The organism is Herbiconiux sp. FW305-C-125 (assembly GCF_058783455.1).
In genome coordinates this window covers 304,875-322,948 of record NZ_JBYSYO010000004.1, presented here as the reverse complement: position 1 = coordinate 322,948, position 18,074 = coordinate 304,875, and the positions used below count along the sequence as shown (strand labels likewise).

The window sequence follows — 18,074 nt, the reverse complement described above, 5'->3', positions numbered from 1 at the left end:
TCAGAGGAACGGGACCAGGGACTCGATGGCCTGATCGGCGCGCACGGGCATCCACTCGACGAACCGCGCCACCGCCTCCGTCTGCAGGTGACCGGGAAGCGCGCCGGCGAGCTCGCTGAGGACTCCCGGGAGCGCGAGGCAGCGGCCGGCGGTCTCGGTCACGAGGTCGGCCGAGGCGAGGCCGCACCGGCGGGCGATGGCGCCGATCTCGAAACCGCCGATGTCGCCGGCCTCGAAGGATGCGCCATATCTCATCGCGAGCTTTCGGGTGCCGGCCCGCTGCAGCACCGACTCGCGGTCGAGGCCGCTCGGGCCGAGATAGGGGATGAGTGAGGAGGCGTCGTAGAGCGGGGTGAGCTGGGCGCCGTCCGGATCGATGAAGACGGAGTGGTTCTTGGCGTGGGCGTCGGAGTTCAGCATCACCCAGGAGAAGGCGAGAACACGCGCGAGCCGCGCAGTGGACTCGGCGGCGTACACCCCGCCGTCATCGGTCAGGCAGGCCACGATGTCGTCGATCGAGGGCCCACCGTTTCGCTCGTACTTCACGAGGCGGGGCCGGCCGAGCGCCTGCATGAGGTCTTCCTGGTGGAGGCGGCCGACCGATCTGCCGCTGATCGTGCGGTCGAAACGCTCCACCACCAAGGAGTGCTCGCCCTCGAAGGTGAGCAGCTCGACTCCGGCGGCCGGGATTCCCGTGGCCGCAGCGGCTCGCATGGTCAAGTATTCGATGATCTCGCCGTCCGGCACGCCTTTCACCCGGGGCTTGAAGATGTGGGTCGACGGCTCGCTGCCGGTCGCCTCGAACCATTCGCCGTCTCGCCGGGCCAGGGAGAACTTGGTTTGGGCGCCGCCGAGCGAGAACTGCCCGTCGTAGGGCTGACGATCGTCGTGCCAGGCCGCCGGATCGTCGAGCGTGGTGCGGATGCGGCCGGCGATGCCGGCGTCGTCGACCGCGACCAGCGTGCCGGACGGTGCGGTGTCGCCGGCATGCAACGAGAGTGCCCCGGCGACGTCCTGACCGTAGTGGCGCAGGAGGCCGAAGGGCTCCGCCGTCGACAGCCGGGCCTCGGTCGCCCAGCGTTCGCGAACATCGGGGCTGTCGGGGAGCAGGTTGTCGATGAAGTCGGACACCACCTGGCCGCGGTGTTCGCGCCGGGGCAGCGGAAGGGAGAGTGACAACGGGATCGTGTCAGGCGCCATCGCCCACGTGCGGTCGTACTCGAGACGGACGTCGTCGGCGCCGAGCCGGCTCAGGGTGGCGGCCCGCCGGCCGTAAAGGTCGACGTAGAGGGTGTCGTTCACGATCTCTGCTCGTCGGTCGCGCGCCGGTCGGTGTCGGCGCGTCGACGGAGTTCGGCGGCGTCAATGTCTCGGAGCTGACGCGCAAGATCGGTCCACCGTCGCGACAGTCCCTCAGTGGCATCCACTCTGATTCGTGGCGCCGCCGTCGTCTCCGGCGGTGTGCGCGGTTCGACCGTGGTGACCAGATCGAGCGCGTCGAGCACGGCGAAGGCCTTGGTCACAGACACGTCGCTGCCACCCTGCTCGAAGCGGATGAGCCATTGCCGACTCACTCCGGCCTCGGCTGCCAGCCCGTCCTGTGACAGGCCCAGGTCCAGACGCTGCTGCCGGGCCACAGCTCCGAGGTCGGCCGGGCGACGTATCCGCATCCCCGTCTCTCCTCACCCGTGTCACATCCGTGTTACATCGGATTGGATGTTGCAATGGTGCGACATCATCATCAATGTAACACATAGGTGACATTTGCGTGGATGTCACCCCCATGCGACTCATCTCTCTCCTGCCTCATCGGCCGGGACGATCGCCATGCGGGTGCGTACGCTGGTAAGGATGAGTGCTCCCGATGCCCGCACCTGGCGGCTGTTCGCGCCCAAGAAGCCTCCGCGACTGCCGGACCGGGGCGAGAAGTGGGGCGGGATGCTGCGGCCGGCGACGCTGATCACGGCCGGCATCGTCGGCGTGCTGATCGCGGCGGTGTGCATCGGGATCGCCGTCACGCAACCCAGGACTCCCGCCACCCTCGACGAGGTGACCGCCGAGGCCATGACCGAGGTCGACACGATCACGGGGGTGCTCGGCGACCCGCTCGAGCCCCCGGCCGACGCCACCGAGGTCGTGCCCTGCCCCGACGGGGGCGAGGGGCAGCAGTACCGCATCACCCGCACGGAGTCGCTGCCGACGACCGTGGTGCCGGGCGCGGTGATCGCCGAGATCAAGCAGGGTTACGAGCTGCTGGATTGGACCGTGACCACCGGTGCCGCCGCCGGGGGCGGCCAGGAGGCGCACCTCGGCGGCAAGACGCCGGTGTCGGTCGACGTGAGCGTGGTGCCCGACGGCACGGCTGTGACGGCCACCATCCACGCCGAGTCCCGCTGCACGACAGCCTCCTGATGCCGCCGGTGCTCACCAGGGGGGCGGATCCGACCCCGTAGGCCTTAAGTCCCGAGTCGGCCGTGGGGCAGCAAAGAAACTGAGCAGGTGACCGACCTCCTCGACCCCCTCCTGCTGTCGCGCTGGCAATTCGGGCTGACGACGATCTACCATTTCCTCTTCGTGCCGCTCACCATCGGGCTGGCCACCACGGTGGCACTGTTCCAGACCGCGTGGGTGCGCACCGGGAAGGAGCACTACCTCCGGATCACCCGGTTCATCGGCACGTTGTTCCTCATCAACTTCGCGATGGGCGTGGTCACCGGCATCGTGCAGGAGTTCCAGTTCGGCATGAACTGGTCCGACTACTCCCGCTTCGTGGGCGACATCTTCGGAGCTCCCCTCGCCATGGAGGGGCTGCTCGCGTTCTTCCTCGAGGCGACCTTCATCGGCGTGTGGATCTTCGGCTGGGACAAGCTGCCCAAACGCGTCCACCTCGCGTCGATCTGGCTGACGGCAGCGGCGACCGTGCTCTCGGCGTACTTCATCCTCGCCGCGAACGCGTTCATGCAGCATCCGGTCGGGTACCAGATCGACGCGGTGCAGGGGCGGGCCGAGCTCACCGACATCGTCGCGGTCGTGACGAACCCGGTCGCGCTGGCGGCATTCCCGCACACGATCTTCGGTGCGTTCATGGTGACGGCGGGCATCCTGATCGCGGCCGCCTGCTGGCATCTCGGGCGCAAACGTGAGCTCGACACCATGCGCCCCGTCCTGAAGGTCGGTCTCTGGATGATGGTGATCGCCGGCGTCGGCACGGTGCTCTCCGGCGACCAGCTGGGCCTCGTCATGGTCGACACCCAGCCGATGAAGATGGCCGCCGCCGAGGCGCTCTACAACACCGCCTCGGGCGCGAACGCCTCCTTCTCCCTGTTCACCTGGGGCACCCCGGACGGCTCGAGCGAGCTGTTCTCCATCCGCATCCCCTACTTGCTCTCGTTCCTCTCCACCCACACGCTCGACGGGACGGTGGAAGGGCTCAATGACCTGCAGGCGCAGTACACGCAGTTGTACGGGCCGGGCGACTACATGCCCACCGTGTGGATCACCTACTGGTCGTTCCGCTGGATGATCGGCCTCGGCGTGGTCTCGGTCGTGATCGCGATCGCCGGCCTCTGGCTCACCCGGCGCGGCCGCATGCCGTCCCGCAGGTGGGTGTGGCGCATCGGCGTCTGGGCGTTCCCGCTGCCTCTGGCCGCGATGATCGTCGGTTGGACCTTCACCGAGATGGGCCGGCAGCCCTGGATCGTGTTCAGCCTGCTGAAGACCCAGGATGCGGTCTCGCCGGGGATCAACGGATGGGACGTCGTCGCCTCCCTCGTCGCGTTCACGCTCGTCTACGGCGCTCTGGCGGTGGTGGAGTTCCGGCTCATCACGAAGGCCATCAGGAAGGGGCCCGAGCCCGCTGTGCCCGAAGGTGATCGAGCACAGGAGCACCCCGTCGTCCCGACCACGGTCTACTAGGAGACACGCACATGGATCTCGCCACCCTCTGGTTCTGGATCGTCGGCTTCCTCTTCATCGGGTATTTCGTGCTCGACGGCTTCGACTTCGGCGTCGGGATGTCGCTGCCCTTCCTCGGCCGCGACGACACCGATCGGCGCGTGCTGATCAACACCATCGGCCCGGTCTGGGACCTCAACGAGACCTGGGTGATCGTGGCCGGAGCCTCGCTGTTCGCGGCCTTCCCGGAGTGGTACGCGACCCTCTTCAGCGGCTTCTACCTGCCGCTGCTGCTCATCCTGCTCGCCCTGATCCTCCGCGGGGTCTCGTTCGAATACCGCCACCAAGGGCGGGGTGCGCGGTGGACGAAATGGTTCGACGGCATGATCATCGTCGGCTCGGCCGTTCCGGCCCTGCTCTGGGGCGTCGCCTTCGCGAACATCGTGCGCGGTGTGCCGATGGATGCCCACCACACCTACCTCGGCACGCTCGTCGATCTGCTGAACCCGTACGCGTTGCTGGGTGGAGCGACGACGCTGCTGCTGTTCTTCACGCACGGTGTCGTGTTCGTCGCTCTCAAGACCGATGGCGACATCCGGGCGCGAGCACGCCGGCTGGCCGTCCGAGCCGGAGTCGTGACCGTCGTGGTGGCGGCAGCGTTCCTGCTCTGGACGGGCCTCGCCTACGGAACGGCGGCATCGTGGTTGCTCTCGGCGGTGGCCGCCGTGCTCCTCATCGCGGCGGTGCTCGCTGCCGCGAGAGCTGCCGAGCGCACGGCGTTCGCGCTCACCGCGGCGACCATCGGCGTCGCGGTGCTCAGCCTGTTCGCCGCCCTCTTCCCCGACGTCATGCCCGCCTCGAACGATCCCGCCAACTCGCTGACGATCGCCAACGCCTCGAGCACGCCCTACACGCTCACCGTCATGACCTGGGTCGCCGCCATCGCGCTCCCCGTCGTGCTCGCCTACCAGGGCTGGACGTACTGGGTCTTCCGCTCGCGGATCACCCGCGCCCACATCCCCGCCGAGTGATCCGTCGACACCCGCCGACGCGCGCCGGGGTCAGTCGGCCGGGCGGCGCACCGACGGGGAGTCGAGGAGGCGGGTGAGGATGCGGCGGAGGTCGCGGGCATCCGCCTCGCTCAGCCCGGCCGTGAGCGCCTCGTCGACCCGCGCGACTCGCGGCAGCAGGGCCGCCAGCTCGCGCTCGCCGAGCTCGGTGAGGTGCAGCACGTTCCGCCGTTTGTCGGCGCCGTCGCGGATGCGCTCGATCAGGCCGCGGCGCTCCAGCCGGGCCACGATGTCGGCGATGGTCGACCGGTCGAGGTCGAGCCGCTCGACCAGGTGCTGCTGACTGGCGCCCGGCGTACCCGCGAGCACATTCAGCACGCCGAACTGCACGCTCGTCACATCCGCCGAGACCTCGCGCTGCCAGACCGCGACGTGCGCCTGCTGGGCGCGGCGGATGAGGTAGCCCGTGTACTCGGAGACGTCGTGCTGCTCTGCCATCGCTCCGATTCTCGCAGAGTCCACGGGGCTCAGAGCCAGCGCGGCGCAGCCGGCGGGGGTGTTCCGTCGACTGTCTGCACGCCGTCGCTGCCCCGGCCGGCCGCCCAGCGCAGGAGGGCCGCGCTGGTGCCGCGCAGCGCGACAGGAGCCGGGCCGGAAGCGGCCGACGCCGCGCCCGGCGGAGTCCCCGCCGTCCGCCCTGGCCGATCCACGGGTTCGAGCGCGAACGACGGCAGTGCTTCCGCGGCGCGGCGCCGGTCCCATGCCCCGAGGATGTCGGCCAGCAGCGCGTCGACCAGCTCGGGCGGGAAGTCGTCGAAGCGACCGCCGTTGCCGAGGTCGACAGCGTGCATCCAGACCTCGCGGGTGCGCATCCACACCGTCTCCGACACCGGTACCACCCGCCCTTGGGCGGTGCGCACCTCGTTCGACCAGGCCTCGTCGGGCAGATCGCGCCACTCGACGGTGAGGTGGATGGCCGCGTGGTCGGAGAGGTTGCGCAACGCCTGGGCCGGAAGGGTCGCCGAGAAGTCGATCTCGGCGTTGCGCTGCTCCGGGGACGCGTACATCGCCGTCTCAACACCGGTGCGAGCCCACTCCACCAGCCGTGTCAGGGCCCGGGCGTTCAGCCCGACGTGCGCGATCAGGTGCCGCCGATCCCAGTCGGCGAGAAGGGTGGGGCCGTCGAAATCGGCATCGCTCAGCTCGTTCAGCTTGCGCGAGAAGTAGGCCTGCCCACGGCGGGCGAGCAGGAGCGCGGCCGCGATGGCGGGATCGGTGGTGCGGTCGGTGCGCGCCGCCACGGTCAGGGCTCCCGGCGCACGGTGTTCTGAAGGGTGCCGAGGCCCTCGATGACGGTGGTGAGCACCGAGCCGTCGCTGAGGTAGCGCGGCGGCTTCCTGGCGTGCCCGACGCCGCCCGGGGTGCCGCTCGCGATCACGTCGCCCGGGTTGAGGGTGACGATCTGAGAGATGTACGACACGAGCGCGGCCGGGTCGAAGACGAGGTCGCTCGTGTTCGAGTGCTGCATCACCTCGCCGTCGACCTCGGTGCGGATGTCGGTGTCGACGCCGTAGGCATCCGGTGTCACCAGCCACGGCCCGAGCGGGGTGGTGGCTTCGAAGGTCTTGCCCTGGAACCACTCCGGGGTGCGGTACTGGTAGTCGCGCATGGTGACGTCGTTCAGCACGGAGTAGCCGGCGATGGCGTCGCCGGCCTGCTCGGGGCTGAGCCGACGCGCGGTTCGGCCGATCACGACCGCGAGCTCCGCCTCCCAGTCGACCGCGTGCGAGGCGTACTCGGGCAGCACGATGTCGTCGTACGGGCCGATCAGCGCCTCGGGGTACTTCGCGAAGAGCGTCGGGTGTTCGGGCAGTTCGCGCCCCATCTCGAGGATGTGATTGCGGTAGTTGAGGCCGACGCACACGATCTTCGAGGGGGCGGTCACGACCGGCGCCCAGTCGGTGCCGGCGATGGCGTCGAGCGGATGCGCGGTGCTGGTGGCCGCGGCGGCAGTCGCCTTCCAGTCGGCGTGCGCGAGCAGGGCGCCGACGTCGGCGATGCCGTCGATCTCGACCGCGGCGGTGTCGTCGACGCGAACGGCGACGGTGCCGGCGGGCGTGCGGAGGGTGGCGAGTTTCATGAGGACCCTTTCTACGGGGCGAACGGGGTCTACGGGGCGGACGGGCTCTACGGGGCGGACGGGACGAAGGTGCGGGCGAAGTGCAGGCGGTCGATGATCGGGCCGTCGGTGAAACGGAACAGATCGAACTGCGAGTCGGCGTGCAGCGACCAGGGCACCCAGCTCGGCACGACGAAGAGGTCGCCCGTCTCGAGCCGGGTCTCGGTGTCGCCGAGCACGACCGTGCCGGAGCCCTCGAAGACCTGCCAGACGGCGGAGCCGACCTCGTGCGTCGGGGCGGTCGAGGCGCCGGCGCGCAGCCGGTGGAACTCGCACCGGATGGTGGGCATCACGTCACCGCCGGTGGTGGGGTTGACGTACCGGATGGCGGCGTGCCCCTGTGACACGGTGGCGGGGTAGCCCTCGTCCTCGAGTCGCAGCTGCTCGGTGAGCGCGGCATCCGTGTGTTCCCACCGGTAGGCGCTGAGCGGCGAGCTCACCGTGTTCTCGAGCGCTGACACCGGGCGGAGGCCGGGGTGCGCCCAGAGTCGCTCGGCCCGCGAGAACGGCGGGCTCGCCTCATCCGTCACCCGCTCCGAGCCGAACTCGAAGAAGCCGACGTCCATCTGACTGGAGAAGGGGATGTCGAGGCCGTCGATCCAGGCCATGGGGTTCGGGGTGTCGTTGTGGTGACCGTGGAAGTTCCAGCCGGGGGTGAGCAGGAGGTCGCCGCGGCTCATCCGCACCGGATCGCCGTTCACCACCGTCCAGACGCCCTCGCCCTCCACCACGAAGCGGAAGGCGTTCTGGGAGTGGCGGTGCTCGGGGGCGGTCTCGTGGCCGCCGAGGTACTGGATGGCGCACCAGAGCGTGGGGGTGGCGTAGCCGGTGCCCGGCAGGCCCGGGTTGGTGAGGCCGACCGCGCGGCGCTCGCCGCCGCGGCCGACGGGCACGAGCTCGCCGGAGCGCTTGGCGATGTCGAAGAGCGTCTTCCACCGCCAGACGTGCGCGACCGCCTGGGGCGCAGGGGTCATCGGCATCAGGTCGTCCCGCTGGGTCCAGAGCGGCGCCATGTCGTTGGCGGCGAAGTCGCGGTAGAGCTGCTCGAGCTCGGGGCTGTCGGCCGAGCCGTCCATCTGCTGCATCGCAGGTCCTCTCCTGTCGCGACGTCGTCGCCGCTGATAGTCAGTACCCCAACTATATGACACTGCCACCGAACTGGCGCGAGTTTCGCCGGAGCAGAACTTGCTTGACGCGGCCCGGCACGGACACGAGTAGAACAGAGTCATGCCGATCACTCCGTCGTCGCCGCCCGCCGTCTCCGCCGCCGTCCTGACCGACCTGAGGGAGCGCCTGCTGCGTTTCCGCCCGGTGCCCACCGCCGCCGCCGAGCCGTGGGCACGCGGGGTGGACCCCGGCTACCTCGCCGACCTCATCCACTACTGGGCGAACGACTACGACTGGATGGTGCACGAGCAGCGCATCCGTGAGCTGCCCTGGACGGCAGCCGGTGAGCGCTGGCCGGTGCGGATGATCCATCAGACGGCGCCCGACCCCGCCGCCGTTCCCGTGGTGCTGCTGCACGGCTGGCCCGACTCGATCCTCCGCTTCGAACGCGTGCTGCCGCTCCTGACCGACCTGAACGTCGTCGTGCCTGCCTTGCCCGGGTTCCCCTTCGCGGCGCCCATTCCGGAAGGCGGCCTCTCGGCCGTGAAGCTCGCCGACGCGGTCGCCGACGCCGTCGCCGGTCTCGGCTACGAGCGCTACGTGATCTCGGCGGGCGACGTCGGCTGCGACGTCGCGGAGGCGCTCGCGGCGAGATACCCGGAGCGCGTGGCGGCGCTGCACCTCACCGACGTGTCGCAGTACCACTTCCTCGTGGACCCGCCGACGGACCTCTCCGCGGCCGAGGTGGAGTACGTGCGTTACGGTCATCGCTGGCAAGCCGAGGAGGGCGGCTACATGCACGAGCAGGGCACCAAGACGCAGACCATCGCAGCCGCTCTGGGCGACTCCCCGGCCGGCCTGGCCGCGTGGCTGGCCGAGAAGTTCCGCAGCTGGACCGACAACGACGGCGACCTGGATTCGGTGTTCACGCGCGACGAGCTGCTCACCTGGATCACGGCCTACTGGGTGACGGACTCGATCGGCACGTCATTCACTCCGTACGCCGAAAGCGGCGCCAAGCCCTGGGGCAGGATCGAAGCGCCGACGTCGTTCACCGTGTTCCCCCGCGACCTCGTGAACGCACCGCGTGAGTTCGCGGACCGGTTCTTCCGGGTGCAGGGCTGGCAGGAGTTCGCGCGCGGTGGACACTTCGCCGCCTGGGAACAGCCCGCGGACTACGTCGGCGGGGTGCACTCCGCCGTGCGCCTCAGCGGCCTCAGCGGGTGGGCGGCGGCGGGGGCGTGAACTCGTCGACGACGAGGGTGTCGGCGCGGAAGTGGCCGGTGCGATAGGCCGCCCGGCCCGCCATGTGCGCCGACACCGGCGCCGTGAGGCTCTGGAAGAACACGATGGCGACCGCCAGCGTGATCGTGCCGACCGACGGGTTGGTCACCGCGACATCCGCCACGATCGCCATGATGCCGAGGATCTGCGGCTTCGTGGCCGCGTGCAGCCGCGACAGAACATCCGGGAACCGGATGAGGCCCACGCCCGCCGCGAAGCACATCAGCGCCGAGAGCAGCACGAGCACCGCCGTCACGATGTCGCGCAGGTCGAAGTCGAAGCCGAGGTCGAGCGGGCCGGTCATGTGTCGTCCCTCGAGGCCAGGAACCGCGCCACGCTCACCGAACCGACGATGCCGAACAGCGCCAGCCCCAGCAGCACGGGCAGCGTGTCGGTGTGCCGGTTGATGGCCATCTCGGCGCCGATGGCGCACATGGCGGTGGCCACCAGGACATCGGATGCGATGATCCGGTCGAGCGCCGACGGCCCGCGGATGATGCGCCAGAGCGCCCCCACCGCGCCGGCCGCCATGAGCAGGCCGGCGATCACGACGACGACGATCATCGGGAGTCCTCCTCTCGCAGCCGCGCCAGATCGGCCGCCGAGCCGGCGGCGAGGATGAGCCGCCGCTCCGTGGCCAGCACGGAGCGCTTCAGCGCCGGCACGTCGTCGGCCGACCGCACGTTCAGCGCGTGCAGGTACAGGGTCGCGTTCTCGCGGTCGACGTCGAGCACGATCGAACCGGGCACGAGTGAGACGGCTTCAGCGGTGAACGTCATGACGAGGTCGGACCGGGTGCGCAGCGACACGGCGAAGATCGCATTGCTCGGCCGATAGCGCGGGCTCACCGCGGTCCAGGCGATCTGCAGCGACGCGCGCACGATGTCGGCCAGCAACCGCACCAGGAAGGCGAGCGCGTAGAGGATGTTGAGCCGCCCGCTCAGTGCCACCGCCGGCAGGTAGAACGCGATCGACACCAGCAGCGCGAGAACGACGCCCGTAGCGAGGTTCAGCCAGCTGAACGAGCCCCAGAGCAGCATCCACAGCAGCACCAGGCCGAGGAAGGGGACCACCCCGCTCGCGATCCGCGCTCTCACGGCGCACCCCCGGGGAACACCGAGTCGACGTAGGCCGTCGGCGTGGCGACGTTCCCCGCCGCGCGCTGAGCAAGGGCGAAAAGCGGACCGGCGAAGACGGTGAGGCACAGGGTCAGCACGATCAGGCCGGTGGCCGCGCCCACCATCAGGCGCGAGGTGCCGACCGCCGGCGCGACGCCCGTCGCCGTGCCGTTCGTCGACTCCGGGCTCTCCTGGAGCGATTCGATCATCGGCGACGAGTACCCTTCCACGTCTTCCTTGGGCCGCCAGAACGCCATGTTCCACACCCGCATCAGCGCGTAGAGGGTGAGCAGCGACGTGATGACACCGGCCCCGATGAGCACGTAGACGAGCGGCGAGGGCGACGCCGCGCCGGCCTCGAACAGGCCGATCTTGCCGAGGAAGCCCGAGAACGGAGGGATGCCACCGAGGTTCAGGGCGCCGATGAAGAACAGGATCGCGACGTACGGAGCCTTCTTCAGCAGTCCGCCGAGGCGCGTGATCGACGTCGATCCGCCCACCCGCTCGACCAGCCCGACCACGAGGAACAGGGCCGTCTGCACCGTGATGTGGTGCACGATGTAGTAGATGGTGGCGCCGGTGGCGAGCTCGGTGCCGATGGCGACGCCGAAGATCATGTACCCGATGTGGCTCACCAGCGTGAACGACAGCAGGCGCTTCACATCCGCCTGGGCGAGCGCGCCGAGGATGCCGACCAGCATCGTGAGTCCGCCGATGATGAGCAGCGGCACGGTCAGCGGCACGTCGAAGAACAGCAGCTTGTCGGTGCGGATGATGGCGTACACACCGACCTTCGTCAGCAACCCGGCGAACACCGCCGTCACCGGCGCTGGGGCGGTCGGGTACGAGTCCGGCAACCAGAACGACAGCGGGAACACGGCCGCTTTCACCGCGAATCCGATCAGCAGCGCCGCGCACAGGATCACCTGAACGTCGAGCGGCAGTTCGCGGATGCGGTCGCTGAGCAACGCCATCGTCACCGTTCCGGTGGCGCCGTAGATGAGCGCGATCGCGCCGAGGAAGAGCAGCGACGACACCAGGCTCACCACGACGTAGGTGACGCCGGCGCGGATGCGCGACCCGGTGCCGCCGAGCGTCAGCAGCACGTAGCTGGCCGCGAGCAGCATCTCGAAGCCGACGTACATGTTGAACAGGTCGCCCGCGATGAAGGCGTCGAACAGGCCGCCGGCGAGGATGAGGTAGGTGGGGTGGAAGATCGAGACCGGGGTGTCGCGATCGCGGTCGGCGATGCCCTGGCCCACCGCGAACACGAGCACGCCGAGGAGCATGAGCGCCGAGACCACGACCATGATCGCGGCCAGCCGGTCGACCACGAGCACGATGCCGAAGGGCGGCGGCCAGGCGCCCACCTCCACCACGGCCGGCACGCCCGTGCGGTCGACCTCGGCCAGGAGAAGGGCGGCGGCGGCGGTCACCGCGGTCAGCGCCGTGACGCTGATGGCGATCTGCACCCGCGGATAGCGGCCGAGGATGAGGGTGATCGCCGCTCCGACGAGCGGGATGATGACGAGCAGCGGGACCAGGGCGTTCATCGCATCACGTCCCGATCGCGCTCGCTGGGCTCTTCGGGCGCGGCGCCCCGCGCATCCGTCGGCCCGTCGGACTCGTCGTCGTCGCCCTCGCCGAGCACCGACCGCACCGCCTCGTCGTCGCCCTCGAGGTTCTGGTGGAACGCGAGGGCCGCGTCGGCCTCCGCGGCATCCTGCTCGTCTTCGTCGCTCGTCACGTCGTCGCCCTCGTCGCCGAGGTTCGAGAGCCACCACGAGCGGTAGATGAGCGCCAGGATGAACGCGGTCACGCCGAAGTTGATGACGATGGCGGTGAGCATGAGCACCTGCGGCACCGGGTCGACGATGTCGGCGGGCTGGGTGGCGCCGTCGATGATGGGCGACTCGCCCGAGCGGCCCGACATGAGGAAGATGAGCAGGTTCGTGGCGTTGCCGACGAGCAGGAAGCCGATCAGGATGCGCGTGAGACTGCGTTCGAGCATCACGTAGACGCCCGTGCCGTACATCACGGCCATCAGCACCACGAGGGTGAGGGAGGCGCTCACGCGGCATCACCCCCGGTCGGCCCGCTCGTGGCGCGGCTGGCGACGCGGCCCCGGGTCTCGGCCTCGTCGGCCACGACGGAGTGGTCGTCGGGAGCGGCGTCGACGTCGTCCTCGGCCTGCTGCCGGTCGACCTCGCCGCCGAGGGCGCGCAGGATGTCGAGCACGACGCCGATCACCACGAGGTAGACGCCGATGTCGAAGATCGTCGAGGTGCCGAAGGAGAGATGGCCGAGCAGCGGCACGTCGGTCTCGAAATACGCCGACTGGAGGATCTCGCCGCCGAAGAACAGTGAGCCGACCGCTGTTCCGGTGGCCAGCAGCATGCCGGCGCCGAGCAGCACGCCCGGGCCGATCGGCAGCGTCTCGCCGATCTCGTAGCGGCCGCCGGCGAGGTAGCGGGCGATGAGGGCGAGCCCGGCGAGGATGCCCGCCGCGAAGCCGCCACCCGGCGCGTTGTGCCCGGCGAAGAGCAGGTAGATCGAGACCACGATCGCGGGGTGGAAGACCAGGCGCACCAGCACCTCGAGAATGAGCGAGCGGTTCTCGGGCGAGAGCGTCTTGCCGCCGAGGAGCCAGGAGTGCTGGCGGGAATCGGTGTCGTCAGTGGAGCTCGAGGTGTGCGGGTCGTCGACCAGACGGGTGCGCTGGATGCCGCTGCGGCGCTTCTTCGACTCGCGCAGGCGCGGCACCGTGAAGTTGCGGCCGGTGACGAAGATGAGGCTCGCGACACCGGTGGCCACCACCACGAGCACGCTCAGCTCGTTCATGGTGTCCCAGGCGCGGATGTCGACGAGCATCACGTTCACCACGTTCTTGCCGTGCCCCACGTCGACCGCCAGCCGCGCCAGGTCTTCGCCGAGGCCGGGGGCCTGGCGTGCGCCGAGGGCGATGAGTCCTACCAGCCCCATGGTCACGCCCACCAACGTGCCGATGAGGATGCGCCAGCCCTTCCGCACCGGGGTGTTGTGCTGCGCGATCTTCACCGGCAGGCGACGCAGCACCAGCACGAACACCACGATCGTCACGCTCTCGACCAGGGCCTGGGTGAGCGCGAGGTCGGGCGCGCCGTGGAAGGCGAACAGCACCACGAGGCCGAAACCGGTGGCGCCGACCAGCAGCACGGCGGCGAGCCGGTGGGATGCGCGTGCCGCCATCACCGAGGCGACCGCCATCGCCGCCGCCACGAACACCTGCGCGGGGTAGTCCCAGGCCACGAACTCGGTGGGCCACGTGCGGTTGAGAGCGGTCGCCGCGCCGAGGCAGAGCACGAACACGAGCAGGATCGTGCCGATGTACTGCGGCAGGCCGCCCTTCTGGGCGGTGAGGGTGACCCGAGCGGCGAGCTGGTCGACGCCGCGCACGATCTGCCAGTAGGTGCGCGACGCGTCGATGAGCGGGGGCACCTTCTTCTGCAGGCGGGCGACCGGCTTGCGGAGCGCGAAGAGGGCGAGACCAGCCGCGATGACGAGGGCGGAGATGCCGAGAGCGGGCTCCAGGCCATGCCAGAGGGCGAGATGGTAGTCGCCGGCTGGGGGGACGGTGTCGGCGTAGGTCTCGAGGGCGTGGCCCAGGGGGGTGGCTGCCAGGCCGCCGGCGATCGTGGCCAGCGTCAGGATGATCGGGGCGATCAGGATCAGGGTGTCCGGCTTGTGGTGCTCGTGGGGCTCCGGGCGGGACGGCTTCGTGGCGAAAGCGCCCCAGAAGAAGCGGGCGGAGTAGGCGACGGTGAGGATGGAGCCCAGGGTGACTCCGATGAGGGCGACGGCTCCCCAGGGGTTGCCGGCGGTGGTGGAGTCGAGGAAGGCGGTGAGGACTGCTTCCTTGGCGACGAAGCCGAGGAGGGGCGGGAGGCCGGCCATGCTCGCCACGGCGATGAGGGCGATGGCGGCGAGGACGGGGCGGCGGCGGCCGAGGCCGGAGATCTCGCGGAGGTCGCGGGTGCCCTCGTCGTGGTCGACGATGCCGACCACGAGGAAGAGGGTGGCCTTGAAGAGGGCGTGGGCGAGGAGGAGTGCTGCGCCCGCAAGGGCGGCGTCTCGTGTGCCGAAGCCGACGACCACGGTGAGGAAACCGAGCTGGCTGACCGTGCCGTAGGCCAGCAGCAGCTTGAGGTCGTTCTGGCGCATCGAGCGCCAGGCGCCGAGCAGCATCGTCCAGACACCGAGGCTGACGAGCACGGGCGTCCAGCCGGGGGTGTCGGCGAAGCCGGGGGCGAGCCGGGCGATGAGGTAGATGCCCGCCTTCACCATCGCGGCGGCGTGCAGGTAGGCGCTCACCGGAGTAGGTGCCGCCATGGCGGCGGGGAGCCAGAAGTGGAACGGCACGAGCGCCGACTTCGACAGAGCGCCCACCAGGATGAGCATGATCGACGTGGTGACGAGTGCCGAACCGGCCGGCGGGTCGCTGACCAGGCGCGCAATGGAGCTGGTGCCGGCATCCACCGTCAGCAGCACGATGCCGACCAGCATCGCAAGGCCGCCGAAGGTGGTGACGAGCAGCGCCTGCAGGGCGGCGCCGCGGCTCTCCTTGCGGTCGGTGTAGTGGCCGATGAGGAGGTAGGAGAGCACGCTCGTGATCTCCCAGAACATGAACATGATGTAGATGTCGTCGGCGGTGACGAGGCCGTACATGGTGCCGGCGAAGGCGAGCAGCAGCGCGGCGAAACGGCCGAGCTGGGGTTCGCGGGGAGAGAAGTACCGGGCGCAGTACACGAGCACCAGGGCGCCCACGCCGGTCACGACGAGGGCGAGGAGCCAGGCCAGGGTGTCGACCCGGAAGCTCAGGGCGATGCCGAGCTGGGGAATCCACTGCACGGTCTCGGTGGCGGCCCCGCCGTGCAGCACCTGCTCGCTCTGCGTCAGCGTGAAGACGAATGCGCCGGCCGGCAGCGCCGCGATGAGGTAGAACACCCGTGTCGACAGCAGCCGGGTGAGAAGCGGAGTGAGCGCTGCAAGTCCTGCGAACAGCAGCAGGACCAGGATCACGCGGATCTCCTCATGTCGGGGAGAGGGGCAGCCCTCATCATGTCGGGGAGAGGGGCAGCCCTCAGTCTACCCGGGCCTTCTGAGTGCCGCCCGGAGCGTTCGAAGCCGCCCTTGCTCAGCCCGCCTGTCGCTTGATGAACGCGGCCATCCCCGGCACGGTGAAGGCCACATACCCGCGTTCCGGAGAGTAGATGTTGCCGCTACGAATGAGATCGCGGCGGGCGACCGACAGGTCGGTCGATTTCTTTCCCAACCGAGTGGCGAGATCGCGGATCGTCGACCGGGCGTCGTCGTCGTCGGCCATCGCGAGCATGAAGGACTGTTGGGCGCGCGTCGCACGCTCCCAGCGGGATCGGTAGAGCCCGCGGTCGATCTCCGCACGCGCGAGGTCGATCCCGATTTCGGCGTCGTCGAGCGTGATGACATCAGAGGTTCTGGCCGACCAGACGTGGCTGCCGCAGGCCTGAATGAAATAGGGATAGCCGCCGGTCACCGCCACGACCGCTGCGAGTGCATCCTCTTTCCACTCGACGCCGTACCCCCGTGCCGGCACGGCGAGTGCGTTCCTCGTCGCGGGCTCGTCGAGCAGGTCGACCGGTCGGTAGTCGTAGAGACGCTCGGCATAGCTCGTCGCGTCGGCGAGCACGCTCGGCAGAGACGGCAGGCCTGCTCCCACGAAGACGATCGGCGGAGGGAAGGGGCTCTGGCCGAGGTTGTGCAGCGCGACGTTCAGAGCGGCCAATTCCTTTTCCGGGGCCTCCTGCAATTCATCGACCATCACCAAGAGAGTGCTGCCGACATCGCGCGCTGCGACGCCGATCGCTTCGAGGAGTTCTTGGAGGTCGACCGCGAGGTCTCCGCTGTCTGCGACTCCGGTCTCAGCCTCCAGGTCGACGCCGAAGGTGTAGCTGCCGCTCGGATCGACTCGGATCTGGAACGACTTCAGTACGCGCGCTGCACGAAGCCAGAGCTGCCGAGCCTTCTCCGATGTGGAGATGATGCGCCGCAGGGTCAGATTGAGTTGCTTCGACAGAGCGGCGGCGAGAGATTGCCCGGGCGAAGCTTCGACCTTCACGACTAGAAGACCTAGCTCCTGGGCCTCCCGCCCGAACTGATTGAGCAAGACGGTCTTGCCCACCCCGCGAAGACCGGAGAGCACCCAGGGGCGCTGACCCTCTCCGGTCTGCCGGGATTCCCACAGCACCCCGACGAACTCGTCGATGAGCGCGGACCGACCTGCCAGCTCCGGTGGCACTCGGCCGGCACCTGGCTTGAATGGATTAGGAGCAGTCTCCACGAATCACAATCTATCACTGTTTATAAAGCTTTCCTTATTGAATCTGATCAAATCAGATCAGATTGCCGACGCGGATTGGCGATCGGCGGGGCGGGTGCGGTGTAATCGGGGGAGGAGACGGTGAGCGGGGGAAGCGTGGGAACACTGGTGCTGGACGACGCGGTGCGCTGGGTGCGACGGCAGGTGGAGGAGGGGCCGCTGCCGTCGGCGGTGTTCGGCGTCGCCACGTCGGCCGGCACGCAGCACGTCGAGGCTTTCACCGGGAGCGACCCCCGCACGGCGCGGGTCGACGACCACTACGCACTGTTCTCGGTCTCGAAGCCGCTCTCGGGCATCGTGATCGCGCGCTCGTTCGAGCGCGGCGAGCTCTCCCTCCGGGCATCCTTGGCGTCGGCGTTCCCCGACGCGCCCCCGGCGAACGAGCCGTGGCGTGCGGGAATCCGGCTCGAGCACCTGCTCTCGCACACCGCGGGTCTCGCCGATCCGCCGCTCGACGACCCCCGCCCACTCGACGAGGCGCTCGACCGCGCCCGGCCCGACTTCGCGCCCGGCACCATGACGCGCTACTCGAACATCGCCTTCCACGGGGCGGCGCGCATCCTCTCCGCCGTCACCGGCCGCACGCTGCAGGATGAGGTCGAAGGCCTCTCCGCGGGCCTCACCTTCGACCCCGCGGCCGACCCGCACGAGGTGTTCGGGCAGGCGGACGTGGGGCTCGACTACGCCGCGATGGCGCGGCACCGGCATCCAGCCGCCGGGGTCAACGGCACCGCTGCGGGGCTGCTCGAGGTGGGCGGCTCGCTGCTGCGCGCGCTCGGCGGTGCGCGCGGCGAGGTGCTGCACCGCGAGACGCTGCGGGGCATGCTCGAGCCGCGCACCATCGGGCTGCCCGAGCCGGTGCCCGGCGACCCGCGGCGTGACTTCGGGCTCACCTGGAACATCCGCCAGGCCTCGACGGCGCTCCTGCACCGCAACGCGTTCGGGCACGAGGGCTGGTCGGGCAGTCAGTGGTGGCTCTACCCCGAGCTCGACCTCTGCTTCGTGCTGCTCACGAACCTGCTCGACGTGCGGCGGGTGGGCGTCGACCCCGACGAGCTGAACAACGCGGTCGTCGCCGCGAGCTGAGG

Annotated in this window: 18 protein-coding genes; 5 read left to right on the top strand and 13 right to left on the bottom strand. The window is 69.6% G+C overall.

Going from position 1 to position 18,074, the window contains the following annotated elements:
• Together AC3WLB_RS13435 and AC3WLB_RS13430 are read right to left on the bottom strand one after the other, a co-directional pair.
• Complete coding sequence (locus AC3WLB_RS13435) at positions 1–1,302, bottom strand: HipA domain-containing protein (protein ID WP_492506731.1); 1,302 nt, start codon at positions 1,300–1,302, stop codon at positions 1–3.
• The gene (locus AC3WLB_RS13430) at positions 1,299–1,670 is read right to left on the bottom strand and encodes a helix-turn-helix transcriptional regulator (RefSeq protein ID WP_492506729.1); all 372 of its coding nucleotides are present in this window, start codon (positions 1,668–1,670) and stop codon (positions 1,299–1,301) included. The genes AC3WLB_RS13435 and AC3WLB_RS13430 overlap by 4 nt, the downstream gene beginning before the upstream one ends.
• A gap of 181 nt (positions 1,671–1,851) precedes the next feature.
• Here AC3WLB_RS13430 and AC3WLB_RS13425 point away from each other — a divergent pair, with 181 nt between their 5' ends.
• From AC3WLB_RS13425 to cydB, 3 genes are all read left to right on the top strand, one after another.
• Entirely contained in the window at positions 1,852–2,412 is a 561-nt protein-coding gene (locus AC3WLB_RS13425) for a hypothetical protein (protein ID WP_492506727.1), read from the top strand.
• A gap of 87 nt (positions 2,413–2,499) precedes the next feature.
• Positions 2,500–3,915 carry a cytochrome ubiquinol oxidase subunit I gene (locus AC3WLB_RS13420; protein ID WP_492506725.1) on the top strand — a complete coding sequence of 472 codons (1,416 nt, stop codon included), beginning with the start codon at positions 2,500–2,502 and terminating at the stop codon, positions 3,913–3,915.
• 11 nt (positions 3,916–3,926) lie between these two features.
• Positions 3,927–4,925, top strand: a complete 999-nt coding sequence (gene cydB / locus AC3WLB_RS13415; protein ID WP_492506723.1) for a cytochrome d ubiquinol oxidase subunit II — start codon at positions 3,927–3,929, stop codon at positions 4,923–4,925.
• A 30-nt stretch (positions 4,926–4,955) separates the two neighbouring features.
• Here the strand turns inward: cydB and AC3WLB_RS13410 are convergent, their stop codons facing one another.
• From AC3WLB_RS13410 to AC3WLB_RS13395, 4 genes are read right to left on the bottom strand one after another with little or no spacing between them, the layout of a single operon-like run.
• Positions 4,956–5,402: a MarR family winged helix-turn-helix transcriptional regulator gene (locus AC3WLB_RS13410; RefSeq protein ID WP_492506721.1), complete on the bottom strand. Its 447-nt coding sequence runs from the start codon at positions 5,400–5,402 to the stop codon at positions 4,956–4,958.
• A gap of 29 nt (positions 5,403–5,431) precedes the next feature.
• Positions 5,432–6,205 carry a maleylpyruvate isomerase family mycothiol-dependent enzyme gene (locus AC3WLB_RS13405; protein WP_492506719.1) on the bottom strand — a complete coding sequence of 258 codons (774 nt, stop codon included), beginning with the start codon at positions 6,203–6,205 and terminating at the stop codon, positions 5,432–5,434.
• A gap of 2 nt (positions 6,206–6,207) precedes the next feature.
• Complete coding sequence (locus AC3WLB_RS13400; RefSeq protein WP_492506717.1) at positions 6,208–7,044, bottom strand: fumarylacetoacetate hydrolase family protein; 837 nt, start codon at positions 7,042–7,044, stop codon at positions 6,208–6,210.
• Positions 7,045–7,091: 47 nt separating this feature from the next.
• On the bottom strand, positions 7,092–8,168 hold the full coding sequence (locus AC3WLB_RS13395) for a cupin domain-containing protein (RefSeq protein WP_492506715.1): 1,077 nt from the start codon (positions 8,166–8,168) through the stop codon (positions 7,092–7,094).
• Between the two features lie 142 nt (positions 8,169–8,310).
• On the opposite strand from AC3WLB_RS13395, the gene AC3WLB_RS13390 reads away from it, so the two are divergent.
• The gene (locus tag AC3WLB_RS13390; protein ID WP_492506713.1) at positions 8,311–9,435 is read left to right on the top strand and encodes an epoxide hydrolase family protein; all 1,125 of its coding nucleotides are present in this window, start codon (positions 8,311–8,313) and stop codon (positions 9,433–9,435) included.
• Here the strand turns inward: AC3WLB_RS13390 and mnhG are convergent.
• From mnhG to AC3WLB_RS13355, 7 genes are all read right to left on the bottom strand, one after another.
• Positions 9,407–9,778, bottom strand: a complete 372-nt coding sequence (gene mnhG / locus AC3WLB_RS13385; RefSeq protein WP_492506711.1) for a monovalent cation/H(+) antiporter subunit G — start codon at positions 9,776–9,778, stop codon at positions 9,407–9,409. The two genes, AC3WLB_RS13390 and mnhG, sit on opposite strands and share 29 nt — an antisense overlap.
• Complete coding sequence (locus AC3WLB_RS13380) at positions 9,775–10,038, bottom strand: monovalent cation/H+ antiporter complex subunit F (RefSeq protein WP_022898580.1); 264 nt, start codon at positions 10,036–10,038, stop codon at positions 9,775–9,777. The genes mnhG and AC3WLB_RS13380 overlap by 4 nt, the downstream gene beginning before the upstream one ends.
• Complete coding sequence (locus tag AC3WLB_RS13375) at positions 10,035–10,571, bottom strand: Na+/H+ antiporter subunit E (RefSeq protein WP_492506709.1); 537 nt, start codon at positions 10,569–10,571, stop codon at positions 10,035–10,037. Before AC3WLB_RS13375 ends, AC3WLB_RS13380 begins: the two co-directional genes overlap by 4 nt.
• Complete coding sequence (locus AC3WLB_RS13370; RefSeq protein ID WP_492506707.1) at positions 10,568–12,145, bottom strand: Na+/H+ antiporter subunit D; 1,578 nt, start codon at positions 12,143–12,145, stop codon at positions 10,568–10,570. Before AC3WLB_RS13370 ends, AC3WLB_RS13375 begins: the two co-directional genes overlap by 4 nt.
• Positions 12,142–12,666 carry a sodium:proton antiporter gene (locus tag AC3WLB_RS13365; RefSeq protein ID WP_492506705.1) on the bottom strand — a complete coding sequence of 175 codons (525 nt, stop codon included), beginning with the start codon at positions 12,664–12,666 and terminating at the stop codon, positions 12,142–12,144. Before AC3WLB_RS13365 ends, AC3WLB_RS13370 begins: the two co-directional genes overlap by 4 nt.
• Positions 12,663–15,650: a Na+/H+ antiporter subunit A gene (locus AC3WLB_RS13360; RefSeq protein WP_492506703.1), complete on the bottom strand. Its 2,988-nt coding sequence runs from the start codon at positions 15,648–15,650 to the stop codon at positions 12,663–12,665. The genes AC3WLB_RS13365 and AC3WLB_RS13360 overlap by 4 nt, the downstream gene beginning before the upstream one ends.
• Positions 15,651–15,765: 115 nt before the next feature.
• Positions 15,766–16,905, bottom strand: a complete 1,140-nt coding sequence (locus AC3WLB_RS13355; RefSeq protein ID WP_492506701.1) for an ATP-binding protein — start codon at positions 16,903–16,905, stop codon at positions 15,766–15,768.
• A gap of 162 nt (positions 16,906–17,067) precedes the next feature.
• Here AC3WLB_RS13355 and AC3WLB_RS13350 point away from each other — a divergent pair, with 162 nt between their 5' ends.
• Positions 17,068–18,072, top strand: a complete 1,005-nt coding sequence (locus AC3WLB_RS13350) for a serine hydrolase domain-containing protein (protein WP_492506699.1) — start codon at positions 17,068–17,070, stop codon at positions 18,070–18,072.
• Positions 18,073–18,074: the final 2 nt, after the last annotated feature.

Bases quoted from the DNA above. Each gene is read 5' to 3' on its own strand.
- AC3WLB_RS13395 (WP_492506715.1), bottom strand. From the start codon at position 8,168: ATGCAGCAGATGGACGGCTCGGCCGACAGCCCCGAGCTCGAGCAGCTC.
- AC3WLB_RS13400 (WP_492506717.1), bottom strand. From the start codon at position 7,044: ATGAAACTCGCCACCCTCCGCACGCCCGCCGGCACCGTCGCCGTTCGC.
- AC3WLB_RS13430 (WP_492506729.1), bottom strand. From the start codon at position 1,670: ATGCGGATACGTCGCCCGGCCGACCTCGGAGCTGTGGCCCGGCAGCAG.
- AC3WLB_RS13390 (WP_492506713.1), top strand. From the start codon at position 8,311: ATGCCGATCACTCCGTCGTCGCCGCCCGCCGTCTCCGCCGCCGTCCTG.
- AC3WLB_RS13380 (WP_022898580.1), bottom strand. From the start codon at position 10,038: ATGATCGTCGTCGTCGTGATCGCCGGCCTGCTCATGGCGGCCGGCGCG.
- AC3WLB_RS13425 (WP_492506727.1), top strand. From the start codon at position 1,852: ATGAGTGCTCCCGATGCCCGCACCTGGCGGCTGTTCGCGCCCAAGAAG.
- mnhG (WP_492506711.1), bottom strand. From the start codon at position 9,778: ATGACCGGCCCGCTCGACCTCGGCTTCGACTTCGACCTGCGCGACATC.
- AC3WLB_RS13370 (WP_492506707.1), bottom strand. From the start codon at position 12,145: ATGAACGCCCTGGTCCCGCTGCTCGTCATCATCCCGCTCGTCGGAGCG.
- cydB (WP_492506723.1), top strand. From the start codon at position 3,927: ATGGATCTCGCCACCCTCTGGTTCTGGATCGTCGGCTTCCTCTTCATC.
- AC3WLB_RS13410 (WP_492506721.1), bottom strand. From the start codon at position 5,402: ATGGCAGAGCAGCACGACGTCTCCGAGTACACGGGCTACCTCATCCGC.